Genomic DNA, 23067 nt, shown 5'->3' on the forward strand with positions numbered 1-23067 from the left:
CACCTCCAACGTTTGCATGCAACATACTAACTCAAGGAGTAATCATTATCGGAGAAACCTTATTATAACAGTTTTCTCCTTTAAGCACACCTATATGTTAGCACCAAGACATGACCCAGTATGGATTCGGCCCTCTTTATTTAATCAATTCTTCAATGGAAATTATACTTCCAAAATTTCTTTTTCTTTATCTTTTGTAATTTCATCGATTTTCGTGATATTGCCATCTGTCATCTTTTGGATGTCATCAGCATAGCCACGCAAATCATCTTCAGTGATTTCACCACTTTTTTCAAGCTTTTTCAAATCATCATTAGCATCGCGACGCACATTACGGACAGCTATTTTTGCCTCTTCCGCTTCTTTTTTCACAACTTTCACAAGCTCTTTTCTGCGCTCTTCAGTTAACGCCGGGATGGCTATCCTGATGATCGATCCGTCATTAGAAGGATTTAAGCCTAAGTCTGATTTCAAAATCGCCTTTTCGATTTCACCCAATACCGTTTTATCATATGGTTGAATGACTAATAGTCTAGCTTCCGGGACAGAAATACCAGCCACCTGATTAACTGGTGTCGGCGAACCATAATAATCAATCGAGATTCTATCAAGCAATGAGGCATTTGCCCTTCCGGCACGGATGCTTGCTAATTCACGTGTGTACGCTCCAATGGCTTTTTCCATTTTCGTTTTCGCATTCGAAATAACTTGTTTCGGCATCTTTTATTTCCCCCTTACAATAGTTCCAAGCGTTTCGCCTAAAACGGCCCGTTTAATATTGCCTTTTTCCATGATCGAGAAGACGATCAATGGAATATCATTGTCCATGCATAGTGAGGACGCAGTTGAATCCATTACTTCTAACCCTTCTTTAATCACATCAAGATAGGAAAGTTTATCATACTTCACTGCATTTTTGTCTTTAACCGGATCTGCATTGTATACGCCATCCACATTATTCTTCGCCATCAAGATGACATCAGCTTCAATTTCTGCAGCACGCAGGGCGGCAGTGGTATCCGTTGAGAAGTATGGATTACCTGTACCAGCTGCAAAAATCACCACTCTCTTTTTCTCTAGATGCCTGATTGCACGGCGTCTAATGTATGGTTCTGCTACTTGTCTCATCTCAATGGAAGTTTGCACGCGTGTTTCAATTCCAAGCTGATCAAGGCTGTCTTGTAATGCCAATGAGTTCATGACTGTAGCCAACATCCCCATATAATCGGCATTAGCACGATCCATGCCCATTTCACTGCCTATTTTCCCGCGCCAGATGTTTCCGCCACCGACAACAACAGCTACTTCCACATCAAGCTCAGCCACTTCCTTGACTTGTTCAGCAATGGATTTAATTACTGCAGGGTTAATTCCAAATCCTTCTTCACCGGCTAATGCTTCACCACTTAGTTTTAGAACGACACGTTTATATTTAGCGTTACTCATGAGAACCTCCAACTATGTAATCTTTTCATTCGTTCAYCATGCTTTCTTGCAGTACTGCCAAAAAATCATGACATTTCAAAAAATAGGGAACACAAGAGTGTTCCCCATTATTAATTATCTGACAATTAGTCTTTTTTAACTTGGTTCATTACTTCTTCAGCAAAGTTTTCTTGACGTTTTTCAAGACCTTCCCCTACTTCATAACGAACGAATGATTGGATTTTTCCGCCTTTTGATTCAACGAATTGTCCCACTTTTTGATCAGGGTTCTTAACGAAAGCTTGTTCGTTAACACAGATTTCTTCGTAGAATTTATTGATACGTCCTTCAACCATTTTCGCAACGATTTTTTCAGGTTTTCCTTCATTAAGAGCTTGCTGCGTAAGAACTTCGCGTTCGCGTTCTAATTCGCTAGCATCCACTTGGTCGCGAGAGATATATTTAGGGTTAATTGCAGCAATATGCATTGAAACGCTTTTAGCTGCCTCTTCGTCAGTTGTACCTTCAAGAACTGATAGTACGCTGATGCGTCCACCCATGTGAAGGTATGCACCAAATGCGTCGTTATCTGTTTTAGAAACGACTTGGAAACGGCGAAGAGTTAATTTTTCCCCAATTTTAGCAACAGCAGCATTGATATGATCTGCAACTTTTGCTCCATTTTCCATTGTTTGCTCAAGAGCAGCTTCAACGCTTTCAGGTTTGTTCGCAAGAAGGAACCCAGCCAATTCCTTAACAAGAATTTGGAAGCCTTCGTTTTTAGCAACGAAATCAGTTTCAGAGTTCACTTCAAGAATAACCGCTTGGTTTCCTTCAACAACGATTGAAGTTAAACCTTCAGCAGCGATACGGTCGCCTTTATTAGCAGCTTTTGCAATTCCTTTTTCACGTAGGAAATCGATTGCCTTTTCCATATCGCCTTCTGTTTGTACAAGTGCCTTTTTACAGTCCATCATACCGGCACCAGTTTTTTCACGCAATTCTTTAACTAATTGTGCAGTGATTGCCATAATATATATCCTCCTCAAATTAAGTGCAGTTTATTCAATCTTTACCCATTATTACCAAAAAATACTTGTTATCATCAAAGAAAATAACGAGCTTTGACAATATTTCCGAAAAACATCCACTTTTTCAGTCAATATGACGGAACTAAACCAGCTGATGATTTTCATCCCTTAAAAATCGCCCATACCTTTTAAAAAAGACATTCCGTACAGTGATTTTATGTATGTTTATTTAGTGCAAAAAAAAGGGATAAAAGGCATTATCCTCTTATCACCTTTTTTCTTACTGAATAAGCAACCTTTTTTACTTATTAAGCAGTAGTTGTTTCAGTTGCTGTTTCTTCGCCTTGTTTAGCTTCTAAGATAGCATCTGCCATTTTACCTGTTAATAATTTAACAGCACGGATTGCATCGTCATTCGCAGGAATAACTACATCGATTTCATCCGGATCACAGTTTGTATCAACGATACCAACAAGTGGAATGTGTAATTTGTGTGCTTCCGCAACAGCAATACGCTCTTTGCGTGGGTCGATAACGAAGATCGCATCTGGAAGAGTCTTCATATCTTTAATACCGCCTAAGAATTTCTCTAAGCGATCCCATTCTTTTTTAAGTTGGATAACTTCTTTTTTAGGAAGAACTTCGAAAGTTCCGTTTTCTTCCATTTTTTCGATATTTTTAAGACGAGTGATACGTTTTTGGATTGTTTCAAAGTTTGTTAAAGTTCCGCCTAACCAACGTTGGTTTACATAGTACATACCAGAACGGATAGCTTCTTCTTTAACAGATTCTTGTGCTTGTTTTTTAGTTCCGACGAATAGAACAGTACCGCCGTTAGCAGCTAGTTCCTTCACGAAGTTATAAGCTTCTTCAACCTTTTTAACTGTTTTTTGAAGGTCGATGATGTAGATGCCGTTACGCTCAGTGAAGATATATTTCTTCATTTTTGGGTTCCAGCGACGTGTTTGGTGTCCGAAATGCACACCAGCTTCAAGCAATTGTTTCATAGAAATGACTGACATTTTAGTTCCTCCTAAATGGTTTTGTTTTTCCTCCGCACCGATCATTTTCATACAGAAACTGTCGTAACAGCACCATCTGCAAGAATCACGGGGCGTGTGTATTAACACCATTTCATAATATATCATAATGACTCTGCACAATCAAGAGATAAGTTTATCTATTCATGCGAAACTTTAGTAATAGCTCTATCTCCGTTCGACCGCGACCTAACTTTTTGGCGATTTCCTCTATTGAATGTCCTTGATCCGCTAACATATCCACTTTTTCATTTAATGACCGTTCATTTAACGAAGCCTGCAGCATGTCCGAAAATTCCTTGGCAGCCGGCTTCCCTTGATTTTGAGGGGAAGTGGCAGCCGATGCAAGTTCCAATTTGTCCTCGACTTTTACGGGTAAAGCATTAGCCTCATTTTTTTCAGGCATTATTTTATAAGCGTTAATTGCCTGCTTTTTAGCGGCGGCACGACTTCCCGCTTTATACTCTAGCAGAATGTTTTGTTCTTGTTTTTCTTTCTTTGTTTCTTTGATTGAACTATGTTCTTGTCCTTTTTGTCCATGCTCAGGATTCATTGCCACCGAATTGTTAATTGCCTTTACCAGTGTCTCGTTATCCTCTTTCATCTCCATTAAATAACCAGACAAAAGTTGTTCCATTTCTCCAATGACGGCTTTTTGGTCTTTTTCCAACATGCTTAAACGATTTTGGCGAAGATATAAAACGATGATGGCAAAAATGGTGAATATGTTCAATACAAACAACAGAAATATAAAAAATGCTGACATACTGCCTCCTAATTAACCGGAATAGTCAATCCTGTTACCTTTAAACGGATGGGGATCTTTTTTCACTGTTGTTTTTACTTGATTACTTTCCCTATTCTCTTCTTGACAAAGTACAGTTCGAACATTCTGTGATTTCGAAACATTTATTGATGCAGGTATCCGTAAAAATTCTATCAAGTTGATTTACAGGGCTTTCTTCGTTCAATAGGAATCCCTTATGCCTTCCAGACTCCATAGCCCTCTTCAATGGAAGTATCTTCATTAAATCTTTTGATCTTGCATCGTGTTTCTTAATTTATAGATCGCTTTCGAGTGAATTTGGGATATCCGTGACGTAGATAGGCTCATCACTTGTCCGATTTCGGTTAACGTCAGTTCTTCTTTATAAAAAAGCTGTAAAACCAACTGTTCTTTTTCATTTAGGGTTTCAATGACTTTGGCTAATTCCTCATACAGTTCGTCCCTTAACACATGTTCCTCAGGTAAATCCGCCTTTTCATCTTTAATATGAAAATTCGCGCTTTCTTTATCGTCCTCTTGGGGATTTTCATCCATCGATAGTACATTGGCAAAGAAATTCTCATTTAATGCAGCATATACTTCATCTTCCGGAATATTCAATTCAGCGGCAATCTCAGTTGGCGAAAGGTTCCTCATGTATTGCTGCTCCAGCTTCTCTATTGCAGATTCAATTTTCTTGGCTTTATCTCTTGCACTCCGTGGAAGCCAATCCTCTTTTCTTAATCCATCTAAAATGGCACCACGAATTCTAAATGATGCATATGTGTCAAACTTGAGGTCACGCTTCGTATCAAAACGTTCCAGGGCATCGAATAACCCCATCATCCCTAAACTCCTTATATCATCCCGGCTCACATTTTTAGGAAGACTTACTGAAATACGTTGAACATGGTACGATACGAGAGGTATGTATTTCTTTACCAAAATGTCCCCGGCTAGCGGATCTCTGCAATCCACCCAATTTTTCCAACATAACTGCTCTTCTTCGATGGTCAGATGAGACATTGGACATCCTCCTAACATTGTTATACGATTTGTGATCAATACGGCCCTTAAAGCCATACATGCAATAATGATTCGGTTGCAAATGTACCTGTCATATTTTTGGTTTTTTCAAAAGCCAAATCCGATCCTATATGTTTTTAGTCCCTTTTGTAACGGTCCGTATATTTAGCAGACAATCATTTAGATTKAATTCAATCGTTCTTCCGCTATTCCCACCAACATCTTCGGCAACGATTCTAATCCGCAAGTCAGATAACTCTTTCCGGACAGCTTCCACATTCCGGGGTCCGATTCTCATTAAATCCCCTCCGGAGGCAAATTGAAACATTTGTGCTCCTCCAGCCAGCTTCGCTTTGAGGAATGGCATTCTTGCGCCTTCTTTGACTAATACCTGCACTAATTCCTTTATCGCCGTATCTGCAAATTTGGCAATGTTGATCTGTCCCGATTTAGCGAGTGAAGAGTCTGGAAGCATGATATGGGCCAAACCTGCAATTTCTTTTTTTTCATCATAAATCACAACACCGACACACGACAGTTGTTACCATAGTTATCATAAATTGCTGATCGAATTGCTCTCCTTCCAAAAGTTCGACGGGTGGGCGCAGCTTGATTACTTCACCTAACTTTTCAAGCACTTCGAAAACCATAAACACCCTGGCCGCTTTTAAAAGACAGTCCTCACGCAATCCTATCGAAATTTCGAAGCTGTTGAAACCTTGATCTTTGGACTGTTGAATTACTGTTCATTCAAATTCATCGTACTCTCCCGCAATCATTTCCTTCTTTTCTAGGACGGCAGAAGCTGCTGCAATCTCTGCAATGGTGGAAGAATAGGGCGACTCCCTTTTTTCAATCATTTCCAGCTGATGGACAACATCCTTCACATTTCTTTTTCCATCTCCACCTTCAGCAATGGACATGACCATTGCTTCTAAATCATCAACCGCTAAAAATATCACATCAAACAATTCAGGAGAAAGGGCGATATGACTGTTTCGGATCGCATCCAGCACATTCTCCATTTTATGAGTTAAATTGGCTAGACCCTCATATCCCATAGTTGCTGACATCCCTTTTAAGGTATGGGCGGAACGAAAGATTTCGTTTACGATCGAGAGGTCTTCCGGGTGCTTTTCGAGTACCAGCAACTGTTCGCTGCACGTTTGAAGATGTTCTTTACTTCCTTCTATAAATACCTCTAAATATTGATTCATTTCATACAATCTCACACCTCCACGTGTTAACAATAGCGTATTATCGCTTTAGCTATTTTTTCTACATCCTCTACGCTATCTATTAACTCGGTATTGATTGCCGCCTTAGGCATACCAAAAACGATTGATGTCTCCTGTGATTCGGCTATCGCTTTTAAAGGACCCTTTTGTTTAAGATTGGTAAGTCCACTCGACCCGTCCATCCCCATCCCGGTCATGATAACGGCTATTTTCGCAGAATCATTCATTTCACTTACCCGATTCAAATAGCACATCAACCGACGGGCGATGTCCATGACGCACTTCGGATTAATCCAAAAGGATTGCCCAACTCATCCCGACCTTCCTCATCTTCAAGTGAAAACCTCCAGGTGCGATGTAAGCGACAACTTTTTGAATCAGTTCTTCCTCTTCAGCTTCCTTCACTTTAATCTTGCATAATGAATTCAGGCGTGTTGCCAAAGATTTCGTGAAACCGGGGGCATATGCTGGACAATGTATGGGAGCATCAATTTCTGAGAGTCCTGTCAAGACAGTCTGCAGAGCTCTCGGGCCTCCTAATGATGTACCGATGACTATTAACTTCTTGAATCTATAGGACCATTTTTTTTGGTTTTTTTCGCTTTTTGACAATTCAGTTGAATCTATTTTACTATATTTTCCCCAAACGGATGGGCTTTTTTCAATATTTTTCGCATTTTTTTCTAGTTTGTGAACATTTGCCTTCTGGCAGCCATAACTTTTTCATGGAGTTCTTTCTTGATTTTAAGTAAATCCAATGAAACGGCTCCCGAAGGTTTAGCTACAAAGTCAAAGGCTCCGCTGTTCATGTGCTTGATAACATGACTACAGCGGTTGGACATTCATTCATTATCCGGTTTAATGCTTCCAACACGTCCATAATTGGCTTTTCCACATCCAAAGTCACGACATCGGGTTTTAAAGCCTTTATTTTGTCAATGACATCTCTTCCATTCCTGGCAGTCCCGATGACTTCCCCCCTGCTATCTTCTACTAAAAACACTGAAATTAACTTTCTCATAAATGCAGAATCGTCCACTATCAGCACTTTTACTTTACCCATAAAAAGGAGGCCTACTTTCCCAAAAAATATCTCTTCATATTTTGGAGGAAATGGCTTTTTTGCAAAGTCAATTCTACCCCAAATGAATGATTTGCATATCTCGAAGTAATGTCCACAATGGCTTTGGATACATCGGCTTCAGAATCGAAAAGGAGAAAGGGCATTTGGCATTTTCTAGTGATTGAAAAGTATTCGAAAATAATTCCACATCGATCACCTCTTTCTATAATTAACAGATAATCACTTTACCAATAAAATTAACCCAGCGGATTTACGTTTTAATTTTAAAGAAACATTATAACTATGTCCATAAACAATACATAGACTTTAGACCTATCATCGTCGAAAATTGTCACAAATTGCTCAAATTTGTCTTTTTTTCTTAGTATTATTATATTATTATATTACGTAATCTTACATTATAATATGATATTCTACATTTTAACCAAATTTTACTTCTGTTAACTTTTATATCATATCGAAAAACCAACCCATATACCTGATACTTTAGAACTAATTTTCACATTTACTTGCAAATAATTATTTTATTTTAGTTGATTTCACCCTTTTAAATAAAGGATTTATAAGAAAGAAACAGATTACAGCATTTTTTCTTTTTTGAAAAAAATTCTTTTTATCAAAGTGTTGAACCATTCGACAAATTTCCCTAATGACTGAAAACCGTTATCGATAGTCTTTTAAGAATCAAAAAGTTATCCTATCGTTCATTTACACCATTTTGACAGTTATAATAATATAATTCCCTTTATAAGAAATACTTAACTATATTTTGCTTCTAATAGAAAACATGCCCATATTCACATTTCCATTTTACCTGAATTACCTCTTTTCCCTTCCTCCCCCTGCCCTTCACCGCATTTGCCTGCTTGTCCGGGACAAGTAACACATCCAAATATCAAAAAAAAGGCAGCCCTTTTTCAAGGACTGCCTTTCTATATGTTAATTATTTTTAAGCTTCTCTAATTCAAGAAGGAATTTATCGTTCAATACCTTGATATAAGTACCTTTCATTCCAAGAGAGCGTGATTCAATGACCCCTGCACTTTCCAGTTTCCTTAGGGCATTTACGATAACGGAACGGGTGATGCCGACACGGTCCGCAATTTTTGATGCTACAAGCAGACCTTCATTACCTTTAAGTTCCTCAAAGATGTGCTCTATTGCTTCCAATTCACTGTAAGATAACGAGGAAATCGCCATTTGAACGACAGCTTTACTACGAGCTTCCTCTTCTATCTCTTCTGATTTTTCTCGAAGGATTTCCATGCCGACTACAGTCGCACCATATTCAGCTAAAATTAAATCATCATCGTGAAATTTTTCTTGTAAACGGGCAAGAACCAATGTTCCTAAACGTTCTCCACCACCCATAATCGGTACGATCGTTGTTAATCCAGTTGCGAAAAGTTCCTTGTTTTCGACTGGGAAAGCAGTATATTCACTTTCGATATCAAGGTTCGAAGAGGTTTCAGGAATATTGAACAGGTTTTTTGTGTACTCTTCAGGGAATTGTTTATCTTCCAACATTTTGTACATGCGTTCGTTTTCAATTTGCTGACTTACCGCGATGCCAAGTAATTTCCCGCGGCGGCTGACGACGAATACATTTGCTTCGATAACTTCACTTAGACTCTCAGCCATTTCCTTGAAGTTAACTGCTTTACCTGCTGCTTTTTGGAGCATTGCATTGATTTTTCTTGTTTTTGCTAATAAGTTCATTTGATTTGTTCCTCCTAAAAATACCATGGTTCACAATAACTATGAAGTTGTATTTCCGTAATTTTATGTTCATTGCGTAGGCAAATTATTGCCAAAATTGTTTCTAATTAAAGGATAAACTGGCTTAAATCTTTGTTCCGGGCGATAGAACCAAGCTTACCTTCGACATATTGGGGTGTAATTGTAATCTTCTCCATCGTTATTTCCGGAGCTTCAAAAGATAAGTCTTCAAGCAACCGTTCCAAAATGGTATGAAGTCTTCTAGCACCAATATTGTCTGTGTTTTGATTTACTTCGAAGGCCACTTCTGCTATCTTACGAACAGCATCGTCAGAAAATTCAATTTCTATACCTTCAGTTTCCAATAAAGCAACATATTGTTTTAACAAGGCATTATCCGGTTCATGCAGAATTCGTACAAAGTCGTCTACAGTCAGTTTGTTCAATTCTACACGAATTGGGAATCTACCTTGTAATTCCGGGATTAGGTCGGATGGCTTAGCCATATGAAAGGCCCCTGCAGCAATGAATAGGACATGATCCGTTTTAACGGAACCATATTTAGTCACTACTGTTGAACCTTCAACTATTGGCAGGATATCCCTTTGGACACCCTCTCTTGATACATCCGCTGATGAACTTCCAGATTGCTTACTCGCAATTTTGTCTATTTCATCTATGAAGATGATCCCATTTTGCTCAGCCCCGTATACTGCATCTGAAGTGACTTCATCCATATCAATCAATTTTGCCGCTTCTTCATTCGTTAAAACGGTTCTCGCTTCACTTACTTTCAATTTGCGCTTCTTGCTTTTTTTCGGCATCAAGCTTCCTAAAGCATCCTGCATGTTCATCCCCATTTGTTCCATTCCCGAACCTTGGAGCATATCAAACATCGAAGCAGCCTGTTCTTCCACTTCGACCGTTATCATTTCACTTTCCAGCTCACCATTAGCCAGCTTTTCAGCGACGATTTTTCTTTTTTCCTGCAAACTTAAATCTTCGGAATTTTCTTCCGGATCCTGTTCGTCTTGATTGTTATTGCCTCCAAAAAAGACTTCAAGAGGATTCTTGAAATTACTCTGTTTTTTTGTTGATGGCACTAATAACTCTATTAGGCGGCGATTTGCATTTTCTTCTGCCCGTTCCTTTACGCTGGCCATCTTTTCTTCCTTCACGAGGCGGACGGAAGTCTCAACCAAATCACGAACCATGGACTCTACATCACGGCCGACATACCCGACTTCCGTAAATTTTGTTGCTTCAACTTTTACAAAAGGAGCACCTACCAATTTAGCCATTCTCCGAGCTATTTCTGTTTTCCCAACACCTGTCGGTCCAATCATTAATATATTCTTCGGAACGACTTCATCACGAAGTTGATCCGAGAGAAGGGAACGTCGGTAGCGATTCCGAAGAGCCACTGCCACTGCCCGTTTTGCCTCACGCTGCCCAACGATATACTGATCCAGTTTTTCAACGATTTGCCTCGGTGTTAAATTAGCTTTTTTTGACATTTGCGCTCCTCCTTACAACTCTTCCACGATTATATTCGTATTCGTAAATACACAAATTTCCGCTGCAATTTGTAAAGATGATTGAGCGATTTCCTTTGCCGATAATTGGTCACTGGAAAACCGCATCAACGCCCTGCCGGCAGCCAGTGCATAATTCCCTCCCGATCCTATGGCGAGAATCCCGTCATCCGGTTCAATTACTTCCCCGGTACCAGAAACGAGCAGCAAATGGTTCTTATMCATCACGACTAGCATTGCTTCCAGCTTTCTCAAAACATTGTCACTTCTCCATTGCTTTGCCATTTCGACGGCAGCACGCTGAAGATTGCCATTATACTCTTCAAGTTTGGCTTCGAACATCTCAAATAAAGTGAATGCATCTGCAACGGAACCAGCAAAACCTGCAAGAACATTACCATTAAAGATTTTTCTCACTTTCCTCGCTGTATGCTTCATCACTACTGAATTTCCTAAAGTAACCTGCCCATCACCGGACATGGCACATTCACCTTTATGATGCACTGCAAATATCGTTGTCATAAAGTGTCCCCTTTCAACATTTAAGGCCGCGGATGTGATGCATTGTAGACTTTTTTCAATTGGTCTTTTGTAACATGCGTATACACTTGCGTTGATGAAATTTTAGAATGACCAAGCAATTCCTGAACCGTGCGAATGTCCGCCCCATTATTCAATAGGTGTGTAGCAAACGAATGCCTTAGCATGTGGGGATGAAGACTTCCATCTGTGGCTGACTTTTTAATCAATTCATTCAATATATAGCGAACTCCCCTAGGTGTCAGAGGGTCTCCACGAAAATTAACAAATAAATAAACATGCGCCTTGGCGTCAGACGAAGTCAATTCCATCCTGGCTGTACGTATGTATAAATCTATCGCTTCCTGTGCATATCTACCAACCGGAACGTAGCGATCCTTTTTTCCTTTTCCATGGATCAGTACCGTCCCCAAGGAAAGATCGATATCCTGCAGTTTAATATCACAACATTCACTTACGCGAATGCCTGTAGCATACAATAATTCCAGTAAGGCATTGTTCCTTATTCCTATCGGTGAATCTTTCTTTAAAGAAGAAAACAACTGATCCATTTCCTTCTCATAAAGAAACCGTGGCAGTCTTTGATCCTTTTTAGGTAAAGAAGCAAGGGAAAAAGGGTTATCTTTCACATCACCTTCACGCAGTAAAAATTTATAAAGGCTCCGCAAGCAAGAAGTTTTTCTTGCAACAGTACGCTTAGAAAGTTTTTTCTCATATAAATTCGTTAAATATAACCGGACATCAAGATATTCAACGGACGTGATGTCCTCAATCCCCTGTTCATTAAGGAACAGAAAAAATTCGTGAATATCACGTTTGTAATTTTCAATGGTGTAATGTGAACTGTTCTTTTCAATTTGTAAATATTCGATGAAGGATGATAATGCCTTTTTTTGATTAATCATGGAAACACCTCGCAAAGGCTAATAAATAGTATCATACTTTAAAACAGCAGGCAAATATTTTACAAATTTTTCACAAAGTTCTGAATTGTGTCCAAAGCGCGTTTAGCATGTGTTTCGTTCCGCTCTTTTTTGGATTTGATTCTCACTTCAAGGTCTGGAAGCAATCCAAAGTTGGCATTCATCGGCTGGAAGCTCTTACCATTAGTCGACGTTATGTACCTTGCCATGCTGCCCATCGTCGTCTCCGCAGGGAAAATGATAGGCTCCAAACCTTCGACGATCCTTGCAGCATTGATACCCGCTACAAGTCCCGACGCAGCCGATTCAACATACCCTTCAACTCCAGTCATCTGACCGGCAAAGAATAAATCATCGCGATTCTTGAATTGGTACGTTGGCTTCAAAACATTAGGTGAGTTTATGAAAGTGTTTCTATGCATGACCCCATAACGTACAATTTCCGCATTTTCCAATCCAGGTATGAGCTGCAATACTTCTTTTTGCGGCCCCCATTTCAAATGTGTCTGAAAACCAACAATATTGTAAAGTGTTCCTGCCGCATCATCCTGACGCAATYGAACTACAGCAAAAGGGCGTTTTCCCGTTTTTGGATCTTCTAGGCCAACAGGCTTCAATGGACCAAATAACATCGTTTTCTTCCCACGTGATGCCATCACTTCAATCGGCATGCAGCCTTCAAAAAAGATTTCTTTTTCGAATTCTTTAAGCGGAACTGTTTCAGCAGCAATCAATGCATCATAAAAGCGGTCAAACTCTTCTTCCGTCATCGGACAGTTCAAATAAGCCGCTTCCCCTTTATCATAACGGGATTTCAAATATACTTTATCCATATTGATGCTGTCTTTTTCAAGAATTGGTGCGGCAGCATCATAAAAGTACAAGTATTCTTCATCCATGATTTGCTTTAAGCTATCAGATAGTGACTGACTTGTAAGCGGACCGGTTGCAATGACGGTAGGACCTTCCGGAATTTCCGTCACTTCTTCATTAATGACCGTCACATTTGGATGATTTTTGACCCTTTCCGTAACAAGACCGGCAAATTCATGACGATCAACAGCTAATGCACCGCCAGCCGGTACAGCACAAGCATCCGCTGCGGACATGATGACCGAATCCAGTATACGCATTTCTTCTTTTAATACACCAACTGCATTTGTTAACGTATTTGCCCGAAGTGAATTGGAACAAACAAGTTCAGCGAATTTATCGGTATGATGGGCTGGCGTTTGTTTTACAGGGCGCATTTCGTATAGATCGACTTTAATTCCTCTTTTAGCTAACTGCCACGCCGCTTCACTTCCAGCAAGCCCAGCACCGATTACACTTACTTTTGTTTCTTTCATTTTTCGAACCTCCATGTATAGATATGATAAGACAGGATCATTTATCATTAAAACTGCTTTCCAGAAGTTTCATTTTTAACGATATCTATGTATTTATACCCGAAATACTCATTCCTGCTAACGATTATTTTAAAGATATGCCATCCTTATTCACTAAAAGGGTAACGGACGCAAATAGGAATTATATCTTTAAAAGAATGTACTTGTCCACTGAATTTTACATCACATGGCCTAAATAAAAAAGTTTCAAGTGTTATCCATTTTCTTCTTGGAAGTAAATCCACATATCACCATGATATCATACTTCCCTGAACATAAAGAAACCCGGCAAATGCCGAGTCCATTTATATTTAGGGTTTTTCGATAGTTCACAAGGAAAGTAAACGATTTCACGGCCTTTTCTATGCTTGGGGCATTTCTTTAAAATCACAATCCATGCACTGGACCTGGACTCCTTTTTTGAGTTTTTTCTCAACAAGTGTGCCTTCACATTTTGGACAACTCCGCGGCAGCGGTTTATCCCAAGATATGAAGTCACATCCAGGGTAGGTATCACACCCGTAAAATATGCGTCGTTTTTTACTCTTCCTTTCAATGATATTTCCTTCTTTACATTTTGGGCATTTGACCCCGATTTCCTTGACGATTGGTTTGGTGTTACGGCAATCCGGGAAATTACTGCATGCCATGAACTTTCCATAACGTCCCATCTTAAAGACCATCCCATGTCCGCACTCCACGCAATCTTCACCTGCAGGTTCATCTTTGATTTCAATTTTCTCCATCTCGACTTCGGCCTTGGCCAAATGAACGGCAAATTCTTTATAAAATTCATCGATGACCTTAATCCATTCAATATTGCCTTCCTCAACGCTGTCAAATTCCTGTTCCATCTTGGCAGTGAACTCTGCATCGAGAATATCCGGGAAGAATTCGCGTATCAATTCGAGAACGATCTCACCAAGCTCTGTCGGGATGAACCGTTTATTATCCAAGGTAACATAGCCCCGTTTTTGGATCGTATCCAAGGTAGGCGCATATGTAGAAGGACGGCCTATTCCCAGTTCCTCTAGGGTCTTGACCAGACGGGCTTCAGTATATCGGGGCGGAGGCTGTGTAAAATGCTGCTTCGGCTCGATATCTTTTGAAAAGAATTGATCTCCTTTTTTCACATCCGGAAGTGCATTTTCCTTTTCTTCCACCGAGTCATCGGATCCTTCAACATATACCTTCATGAAACCCGGAAATTTAATTTTAGAACCATTTGCCCTGAAGATGACATCCCCGTTATGCAGGTCGATGCTCATCGTATCCATGACCGCCGAAGACATTTGACTGGAAACGAATCGTTCCCAAATCAATTTATAAAGACGGAATTGATCTCTGGATAAGAACTCCTTGACTACACCCGGTTCACGTAATGTGCTTGTTGGCCTGACCGCTTCATGCGCGTCCTGGGCATTAGTTTGTTTTTTCTCCTTGCGCTGCTCGACCTGAACATATTCTTTACCATAATTATTTTGAATGAACGCATGGACTTCCTCTTTGGCACTATCTGAAATACGGGTCGAATCGGTTCTCATATAAGTGATTAACCCGACTGTACCTTCCTTGCCAAGCTCTATTCCTTCATAAAGCTGCTGAGCAAGCATCATGGTTTTCTTCGCACGGAAATTCAATTTACGTGCCGCTTCCTGTTGCAGGGAAGAAGTTGTAAAAGGTGCTGCTGGATTGCGCCTTCTTTCCTTTTTAGCCACAGCTCCTATCGTAAATTCGCCGCCATTTAAAGAAGCGAGCACTTTTTTGACGTCCTCTTCGGTATTTAATTCCTTCTTCTCGCCGCCAAGGCTGAAGAAAGAACCTTCAAACTGTTCTTTCCCTTTTACAAAATCAGCCTTGATTGTCCAATACTCTTCCGGAATAAAATCTTTGATTTCCTTCTCCCGGTCAATGATCATCCGTACAGCAACCGATTGGACCCGTCCCGCGCTTAAGCCTTTTTTCACCTTTTTCCACAATAACGGGCTTATATTGTATCCGACCAAACGGTCCAAGACCCTTCTTGCCTGCTGAGCATCAACCAATTTCATATTTATTGGCCTAGGCGATTTAAATGATTCCTTGATAGCCTCTTTCGTGATCTCGTTGAATACCACGCGGCAATCTGAGTTAACGTCAACATCAAGACTGTGAGCCAAATGCCAGGCAATTGCTTCCCCTTCCCTGTCGGGGTCAGCCGCGAGATAGATTTTTTTCGCTTTTTTTGCAGCGGTTTTCAATTCTTTTAAAACCGGGCCTTTGCCGCGGATAGTTATATATTTAGGTTCATATTCATGTTCAACATCGACACCCATTTGACTTTTAGGCAAATCGCGTACATGCCCCATGGAAGCCTTTACTTTATATTTTTTTCCCAAGTAACGTTCTATTGTTTTCGCCTTTGCGGGCGATTCCACAATCACTAAGTATTCTGACATCCAATAAATCCTCCTCAAAGAGGTAATATAAATCTTCACTATTATTAATCATTCAAAAATCATTTGTCAACACCTCTTTATTTTTCAAAGCATGCTGATTCATTTATTTCTAGTTTTTTGACAAGAGGTGCCATTTGCAAAACTTATAACAGTTTTACAATATTTTCAACCTTTTTGTCTAATAATTCAACCCACCCTTCAAAAAAAGCACCTATTTTTTCAATTTTCCCGTTTGATTCTCCGTCTATCTTCTATATTATATTGTTCAAAACTCTTCCTCGATCTGCCTGGAGCTAAAAACAAGTTTGGCACCATCATAAATCAATTGATTGGTACCCATTGATTCAGGGCTCGTAACATTACCTGGAAGCGCAAATACTTCCCTGCCGTGTTCCAAAGCAGCTTGTGCCGTAATAAGGGAACCGCTTCTTTCTTTTGCCTCCACCACGAATACGCCCTGTGATAATCCGCTGATGATTCGATTCCTAAGTGGAAACATCCATGGTTCCGCCTTCACTTCCGGTGGAGTCTCAGATATAAGCAGGCCTTTATTCATGATTTCTTCAGCAAGGGTAAAATTGGATTTCGGATATATTTGCTTAAGCCCTCCGCCTAAAACCCCGATCGTATCTCCGCCTTCCCTTAATGTGATCTTATGTGACTCTGCATCGATTCCAGCCGCCATTCCGCTTATGATCACGAACTTTTTCTTTACAAGCGGTAATAGAATCGTTTTTAAGGCCTCCAGCCCATACGAGGTTGGCTTGCGTGTTCCAACAACACCTAGAGTATTCTTCCTTGTTAAAAGCTTCTTATCACCTTTAAAATAAAGAACCCACGGAGGATCGAATATTTGCTTTAGCAAAAAAGGATATTCATCATCGAAGATCGTCAAACAATGGATTTGGCTATCTTCGTATTTTTTAAGTTTTTCGATGGAATGGAGTGAATGTAAATCTTTGAGAAAGAGGTTAAGCTTATTTGAAGGGATAGGGAGCATTTTTGCCCATTCAACGTAATTCGTCGTGAACAGGGAAGATAATGATGGGTCTTTGGACATGATTGCTTGGATTGTTTTCCATCCTGCTCCGCGGCAATGATGGAGATGGATTAACTTTTCTTTTTTATTCAATCGGAAACGCCCCTAATCGGATATTTTTAAAGGTAGGTTGATAGTGATGTACTTGGTCTCTCCCGAGGAAATTCGAGGAAATAAAGACCGACCCACAAAAAGGTCGGCCCAGCTTAAATCAATGTGTTTTACAAGGTTCGTAAATATCTTTTTCTTTTAAAACGGAAATCAATGTTTCTCCCATTACGGATGGAGTTTCGGCAACTTTAATTCCACATTCGTTCATGACGCGGATTTTCTCGTCAGCCGTCCCTTTTCCTCCTGAGATAATGGCACCAGCATGTCCCATGCGTTTACCGGCAGGAGCAGTACGGCCACCAATGAAACCAACAACTGGCTTAGTCATATTTTCCTTCACCCAGATTGCCGCTTCTTCTTCTGCCGTTCCGCCGATTTCCCCGATCATGATCACCGCATGTGTTTCCGGATCTTCATTGAACGCTTTTAAAACATCAATGAAATCCGTTCCGTTAACGGGATCTCCACCGATACCGACAGCTGAAGATTGCCCGATGCCTGCTTGCGATAATTGGTGAACAGCTTCATATGTCAAAGTTCCAGAACGGGAAACTACGCCTACATGGCCTTTTTTGTGGATATACCCTGGCATGATACCAATCTTACACTCTTCAGGAGTAATGACACCCGGGCAGTTCGGTCCGATCAAGCGAGTTTTTTTGCCTTCCATGTAGCGCTTCACCTTGACCATATCCAGTACAGGAATATGTTCCGTGATACAAATGGCAAGATCAAGTTCCGCGTCTACGGCTTCAAGAATTGCATCGGCAGCAAATGGTGCCGGAACATAGATAACAGATGCACTCGCGCCCGTTTCAGTGACAGCTTCGGAAACTGTATTGTATACAGGTACCCCTTCCACTTCTGTTCCACCTTTACCCGGAGTGACTCCCCCTACGATTTTCGTGCCGTATTCCAACATTTGTTTTGTATGAAATAATGCTGTTGAACCAGTGATTCCCTGAACGATCACTTTCGTATCTTTATTAATATAAACGCTCATTATGTTCCCCCCTGCCTATTATCCTACAAGTGATACTATTTTTTGTGCTCCATCTGCCATTGATTCAGCAGCCGTAATATTTAAACCTGACTCTTTTAGAATCTTTTTGCCAAGGTCCACATTCGTTCCTTCAAGACGAACAACAAGAGGGACATCCAGTCCAAGCTCTTTGGCAGCAGCCACGACGCCTGTAGCGATGATGTCACATTTCATGATTCCTCCGAAGATATTAACGAAGATGCCTTTAACATTTTGATCGGAAAGGATGATTTTGAAAGCCTCTTTTACTTTTTCCTCAGTGGCGCCGCCACCAACATCAAGGAAGTTAGCCGGATCTCCCATATAATGTTTAATGATGTCCATCGTCGCCATAGCAAGCCCGGCACCATTAACCATGCATCCGATATTTCCGTCAAGCGATATGTAACTTAGGCCATGTTTTGATGCTTCAATCTCTTTCGCATCCTCTTCATCCAAATCACGGTACTCCGCGATGTCCTTATGGCGGTAAATCGCATTATCATCGAAATTCAATTTAGCATCAAGCGCCATTACATCGCCGTCGCCCGTTACCACTAATGGGTTGATTTCTGCGATTGAGCAATCCTTATCAACGAAAGCTGTATATAGGTTAATCATCAGTTTAGAAGCTTTATTTATAAGTGAAGCCGGAATATTGATATTGAATGCAATCCTCCGTGCTTGGAAACCAGTCAGGCCGACAACCGGATCGATTACTTCTTTGAATATTTTCTCTGGTGTCTTTTCGGCCACTTCCTCAATTTCCGTACCGCCTTCTTCAGAAGCCATCAATACGACACTGTCCGTAGCACGGTCAAGGACAAGCCCGATATAATACTCTTTAGTAATGTCGCAGCCTTCTTCAATAAGTAAACGCTTAACTTCCTTGCCTTCAGGTCCCGTTTGATGGGTCACCAGTGTCTTGCCAAGAATCTCTTCTGCATATGTACGTGCTTCATCAAGATTCTTCGCTACCTTGACTCCGCCGGCTTTACCGCGGCCGCCCGCATGAATTTGAGCTTTGACGACAACAACTTCCGTACCTAACTCCTTCGCTGCTTCAACTGCTTCATCAACAGTAAAGGCAACCCGGCCATTTGGAACGGATACCCCGTATTGTCGCAATATCTCTTTCCCCTGATACTCATGGATATTCATTTCCCATCCTCCTTATCTACTAAAAAACAACTTTGAAATTTAATGCGTGTTTTCTCTATCATATTACAACAAAATTCTCCCTCGTGCATAATATTCTTTCACATAATTTTTGAAATATTATTATAATATACTTCCTTATCCTTTAATAAAATAGAAAAAACCTTCTGCGCCGTTGTGTTTTTTTCTTATTAATACCATTTATTTCGGATCTGCAATTCTAGTACAAATAGAGTCATATTTCTATCAAAAACACTTCCATGAAAGCCTTTTCAATCTTTTGATCCAAAGATATCCTCATGAAAAACTACTGTTAAAACCTGGTCTTGATTCAAAGGAAAAGCAAAAGGACAAAGCCATGGCCTTGTCCTTTAACTAATAGTTTAGTATTTTTTTAATATAATGAAAAATCGTCAGTGATTTCCCTAATATTCTACATAAACCAACAGAAACCCATTGGTGAAACCAAATGGTTAGTCTCCTACCGATTCATGCCCTTGTCAACTTTATAAATGAATGCAAATACCTCTGCAACAGCTCCATACAATTCTTCCGGAATCGTTTGATTTATATCCAATTGACCTAAAAGTGCAGCAAGCGATTCGTCCCTTTGGACCGGTATATCGTGTTTCATGGCCTTTTCCATAATAGTTTCAGCCGTTTTCCCTTTCCCCTTGGCCAATATGACGGGCGCTTTGGATGTCTTTTGATCATACTTTAAAGCAATGGCTTCTTTTCGTTTATCTTTTATCATATTCGAATATCCACTCCACTATATGAACCCGCTTCTGAAAAAGGAATCGCTTTCCCCCTAAGGTCCCGCTCTTTTTCATATACGGGATTTACAAACGAAACTCCTGATAATCTGTAATCCATTTTCCCAAGATTCTCTCTCAGGATGCTAAGATATTGACCGGCCGCCTCTTCAAGGGTTGCACCATGCCCATTGATGACCGTCACCTTTATGATTCGGTTTTGAACCTGCATGTCGATGACCGTCTCTTCAAGGCCCTCCAATTCTAAATAAAATAGGACTCGGCAGAAATCCGGGTCTATTTTGCCTTCTTTTGTCTTCCTTCCGCTCCATTGTAACGTCAGATCCGTTTGAGTAGACCCCAGATTGAGTGGAAGTGTAAGGAGTAAATTCTGAATCGGCCCGTTTTCCTGTGAAAGGATCTGTTGCGCTGTAATCCGATTCAGGATTTGTTCTGCCATCTCCTTGATAGCTGCCGGAATTTGCTCATTCAGCAATTTAAGCAGCAGCGGTTTAAGTGTCTCTAGATCATTGGGGAAATCCGCCATATCATCTCCTGGAAGATTAATGAGTGCATGTTCCAGCTGGAGTCCAAGGATCTTGGTCATTTCTTTCAGTTGGTGTGCGACAGAAGGTCCATTGGTAAAATCGATTGATTGAAAATCAGCTGCCAATACATGTGAAAGGACCAGCTTCTCATTAATCCTAGCATATTGGGCCTCAGGAGGCTCATTAAGCGACTTAAACAGTAACTCAGCTGCTTTACCCTTCGACTCAGCTACTTGCTCTGTGTCCATATTCAAGTAGCCTATAAGGTCATTCACTTCTATTTTTCCGCCTACTGCCTTTGTAGCTATCGCTTCGGCAAAAGCATTCTGGAGTAAATGAAAGGCAAGAGGGGTGAGTTTTTCTGCAGAAATGTTTTTTCTCTGCATCGAGTGGATATCGATCGGCAGTTTTGCCTTCTCGTGATCATGACTATTCAATATGCGGTTAATAGCCATTTCGATTTCTTCAACATGTGCAAATGCTCCGCCTTTAGCCTCGGAAAGCAGCTGCAATCCTTGGTGTAATTTATCAATCGCTGAATTTTTAGGAATACCGGACCTAACCTCAGCTCCATCCACTAAACTTTCCAGAAAGACGGATTCAGTCATTCCCTTTGGAACGAAACCCGTCTTTTGAAGCAGGGAAAATGCCCCGGATTTCATTTCTGGCGTTGAATCGGAATTCAGCCAAGTGGTCACAAGTTTTTGTAAACCGAATTGTTGAAGCTGGTTCTGTTTGACAACATGTAAAGAGTCCAATACCTCCTTTAGTTTGGAGGCAGTCCCCGTTACTGCCCCACCATCCTGCAGCTGCTGCCTGAAGCCACTGAGGAGTTTGTGGAAAGGTTCACCTTTGGACTGCGTAAATAATGCATCAAATACCCCTTTTACAAAAGGCAGTTGCTGAATGAACATTGTTTTTATTACAGGCAGACCAACTTCTGCAGCATCAGCAGCTGTTAACCATTGCAAAGCGGATCGAAAAGTCTCCTTGGTTATCGGAAGGCGGTTTGCCAGCAGGTATTCGGCAAGCTTGGTTGCGGCCGGTTCAGGTTTTATGCCGAGGTGAGCGATCAATTGTGCAACTGTTCCCTTTAAGCCAGAAACGTTCAAATTGGGGGAATCTAAAGCTTTTAACACGACAGACCCCTCAATTGGTTGCTGCACTTGAAACCAATACTTCACTCCTGTACGAAGCGGGATATCAAGAGTGGCAACCATTTTTTGATGGCCAAACTGTACCTCGGCCGTTTGGTTAAGAAAAACCTTATTTACCTTCCCGAAAAGGATTTGCCGGTTTTCAAACTCGCAGTTCCTTTTATTTCAATGGGTGAAGCTACGGGTTGACTGCTTGCTATGGATTGCACCACTCACCCCCCCTTATTCCTTCGTTCGTGCAGCGATTTCCTTAACTGGCGCAAAACTTCTTCTATGCCAAGGTGTAAGCCCGTGTATGTCGAGCGCTTCTAAATGTTGGCTTGTCCCGTAACCCATGTGCTTTTCAAAACCATATTCCGGATATTTTTCACCATATTCCTTCATCATCCTATCACGAGTCACCTTGGCTATTATGGATGCCGCAGAGATGCTAATGCTTCTTGCGTCACCCTTTATGAGCGAAAGCTGGGGAATCGGCACATCCAGTTCCATCGCATCGATCAACAAATGATCCGGAAGTTCTGACAGATCGTTCACTGCAGCCACCATTGCCTTTTTCGTAGCTTGATATATATTGATTTCATCAATTACTTCGCTATGTACAACACCTACACCTACGGATATCGCTTCCTTAAAAATCATCTCATAAAACTGTTCCCTTTTTGACTCCGGAATCTTTTTAGAATCATTAAGCCCTGGCAAATAAAAAGAATCAGGCAAGATGACTGCACTTGTCACAACCGGTCCTGCCAGAGGTCCTCTTCCCACTTCATCGATGCCAGCGAGAATGGAAAACCCCTGTTTCCTTAATTGCCTTTCAAACTCTGTCATTTCCGTGAAAGCATCCCTTACCTGTTGTTCTTTTTCATAAGTTCTTTGCCATTTGTTTACTAAGTCGGTTACTCCCTTCCGACCGTCCTCCCGACATTTCTGTAAAAATAAATCTTCAGGCTCTCTTATCGTCTTTAACTTTAAGGAGATTTCCTTAATGCTCATTGCAGTTATCATCTTTTATCACCCATCATTTTAATTATCGGCAGTCTTGCTTCCTTTCTACAGTTCAAACAAAAATACGGAGCGGAAAAGAGACATCAAAAAGAAAAAATCTTTTCGACATCCAACTCC

Annotated in this window: 18 protein-coding genes and 3 pseudogenes; all 21 read right to left on the bottom strand. The window is 40.7% G+C overall.

What is annotated here, in order from left to right:
* Positions 1-162: 162 nt before the first annotated feature.
* The 21 genes and pseudogenes from frr to AC1DVB_RS12440 all read right to left on the bottom strand — a co-directional run bounded on the left by frr (position 163) and on the right by AC1DVB_RS12440 (position 22947).
* Complete coding sequence (frr, locus tag AC1DVB_RS12340; RefSeq protein ID WP_034313637.1) at positions 163-720, bottom strand: ribosome recycling factor; 558 nt, start codon at positions 718-720, stop codon at positions 163-165.
* A gap of 3 nt (positions 721-723) precedes the next feature.
* Complete coding sequence (gene pyrH / locus AC1DVB_RS12345) at positions 724-1446, bottom strand: UMP kinase (RefSeq protein WP_034313639.1); 723 nt, start codon at positions 1444-1446, stop codon at positions 724-726.
* Between the two features lie 125 nt (positions 1447-1571).
* Positions 1572-2456: a translation elongation factor Ts gene (gene tsf, locus AC1DVB_RS12350; RefSeq protein WP_034313641.1), complete on the bottom strand. Its 885-nt coding sequence runs from the start codon at positions 2454-2456 to the stop codon at positions 1572-1574.
* 308 nt (positions 2457-2764) lie between these two features.
* The gene (gene rpsB / locus AC1DVB_RS12355; RefSeq protein WP_095678842.1) at positions 2765-3478 is read right to left on the bottom strand and encodes a 30S ribosomal protein S2; all 714 of its coding nucleotides are present in this window, start codon (positions 3476-3478) and stop codon (positions 2765-2767) included.
* A 154-nt stretch (positions 3479-3632) separates the two neighbouring features.
* Entirely contained in the window at positions 3633-4262 is a 630-nt protein-coding gene (locus AC1DVB_RS12360; RefSeq protein WP_095678843.1) for a hypothetical protein, read from the bottom strand.
* A 261-nt stretch (positions 4263-4523) separates the two neighbouring features.
* Positions 4524-5288: a FliA/WhiG family RNA polymerase sigma factor gene (locus AC1DVB_RS12365; protein WP_134783235.1), complete on the bottom strand. Its 765-nt coding sequence runs from the start codon at positions 5286-5288 to the stop codon at positions 4524-4526.
* A 127-nt stretch (positions 5289-5415) separates the two neighbouring features.
* Positions 5416-5823, bottom strand: a pseudogene (locus AC1DVB_RS12370) (chemotaxis protein CheD); the annotation flags it as partial.
* A gap of 4 nt (positions 5824-5827) precedes the next feature.
* Positions 5828-6505, bottom strand: a pseudogene (locus AC1DVB_RS12375) (Hpt domain-containing protein); the annotation flags it as partial.
* Positions 6506-6531: 26 nt separating this feature from the next.
* Positions 6532-7589: pseudogene (locus tag AC1DVB_RS12380) on the bottom strand (protein-glutamate methylesterase/protein-glutamine glutaminase).
* 960 nt (positions 7590-8549) lie between these two features.
* Positions 8550-9329 (bottom strand): GTP-sensing pleiotropic transcriptional regulator CodY, encoded by a 780-nt coding sequence (codY, locus tag AC1DVB_RS12385; RefSeq protein WP_057278408.1) that lies wholly within the window; start codon positions 9327-9329, stop codon positions 8550-8552.
* Between the two features lie 107 nt (positions 9330-9436).
* On the bottom strand, positions 9437-10846 hold the full coding sequence (gene hslU / locus AC1DVB_RS12390) for an HslU--HslV peptidase ATPase subunit (protein WP_048684871.1): 1410 nt from the start codon (positions 10844-10846) through the stop codon (positions 9437-9439).
* 12 nt (positions 10847-10858) lie between these two features.
* Positions 10859-11386 carry an HslVU peptidase proteolytic subunit gene (gene hslV / locus AC1DVB_RS12395; protein ID WP_477589446.1) on the bottom strand — a complete coding sequence of 176 codons (528 nt, stop codon included), beginning with the start codon at positions 11384-11386 and terminating at the stop codon, positions 10859-10861.
* A gap of 20 nt (positions 11387-11406) precedes the next feature.
* Positions 11407-12309 carry a tyrosine recombinase XerC gene (xerC, locus tag AC1DVB_RS12400; protein WP_095678847.1) on the bottom strand — a complete coding sequence of 301 codons (903 nt, stop codon included), beginning with the start codon at positions 12307-12309 and terminating at the stop codon, positions 11407-11409.
* A 59-nt stretch (positions 12310-12368) separates the two neighbouring features.
* Positions 12369-13676 carry an FADH(2)-oxidizing methylenetetrahydrofolate--tRNA-(uracil(54)-C(5))-methyltransferase TrmFO gene (gene trmFO, locus AC1DVB_RS12405; protein WP_477589448.1) on the bottom strand — a complete coding sequence of 436 codons (1308 nt, stop codon included), beginning with the start codon at positions 13674-13676 and terminating at the stop codon, positions 12369-12371.
* A 401-nt stretch (positions 13677-14077) separates the two neighbouring features.
* Positions 14078-16153: a type I DNA topoisomerase gene (gene topA, locus AC1DVB_RS12410; RefSeq protein WP_095678848.1), complete on the bottom strand. Its 2076-nt coding sequence runs from the start codon at positions 16151-16153 to the stop codon at positions 14078-14080.
* Positions 16154-16418: 265 nt separating this feature from the next.
* On the bottom strand, positions 16419-17285 hold the full coding sequence (dprA, locus tag AC1DVB_RS12415) for a DNA-processing protein DprA (RefSeq protein ID WP_057278411.1): 867 nt from the start codon (positions 17283-17285) through the stop codon (positions 16419-16421).
* A 118-nt stretch (positions 17286-17403) separates the two neighbouring features.
* Complete coding sequence (gene sucD, locus AC1DVB_RS12420; protein ID WP_057278412.1) at positions 17404-18306, bottom strand: succinate--CoA ligase subunit alpha; 903 nt, start codon at positions 18304-18306, stop codon at positions 17404-17406.
* 18 nt (positions 18307-18324) lie between these two features.
* Positions 18325-19485: an ADP-forming succinate--CoA ligase subunit beta gene (gene sucC, locus AC1DVB_RS12425; RefSeq protein WP_034313681.1), complete on the bottom strand. Its 1161-nt coding sequence runs from the start codon at positions 19483-19485 to the stop codon at positions 18325-18327.
* Between the two features lie 478 nt (positions 19486-19963).
* The gene (locus tag AC1DVB_RS12430; protein ID WP_057278413.1) at positions 19964-20236 is read right to left on the bottom strand and encodes an EscU/YscU/HrcU family type III secretion system export apparatus switch protein; all 273 of its coding nucleotides are present in this window, start codon (positions 20234-20236) and stop codon (positions 19964-19966) included.
* Entirely contained in the window at positions 20233-21924 is a 1692-nt protein-coding gene (locus tag AC1DVB_RS12435) for a hypothetical protein (RefSeq protein WP_477589452.1), read from the bottom strand. Before AC1DVB_RS12435 ends, AC1DVB_RS12430 begins: the two co-directional genes overlap by 4 nt.
* A 240-nt stretch (positions 21925-22164) precedes the next feature.
* Positions 22165-22947, bottom strand: coding sequence for a ribonuclease HII (locus AC1DVB_RS12440; RefSeq protein WP_223255880.1), 783 nt, complete (start codon positions 22945-22947; stop codon positions 22165-22167).
* Between the last annotated feature and the right edge of the window lie 120 nt (positions 22948-23067).

This window comes from Peribacillus sp. P4_D6 (assembly GCF_056401795.1).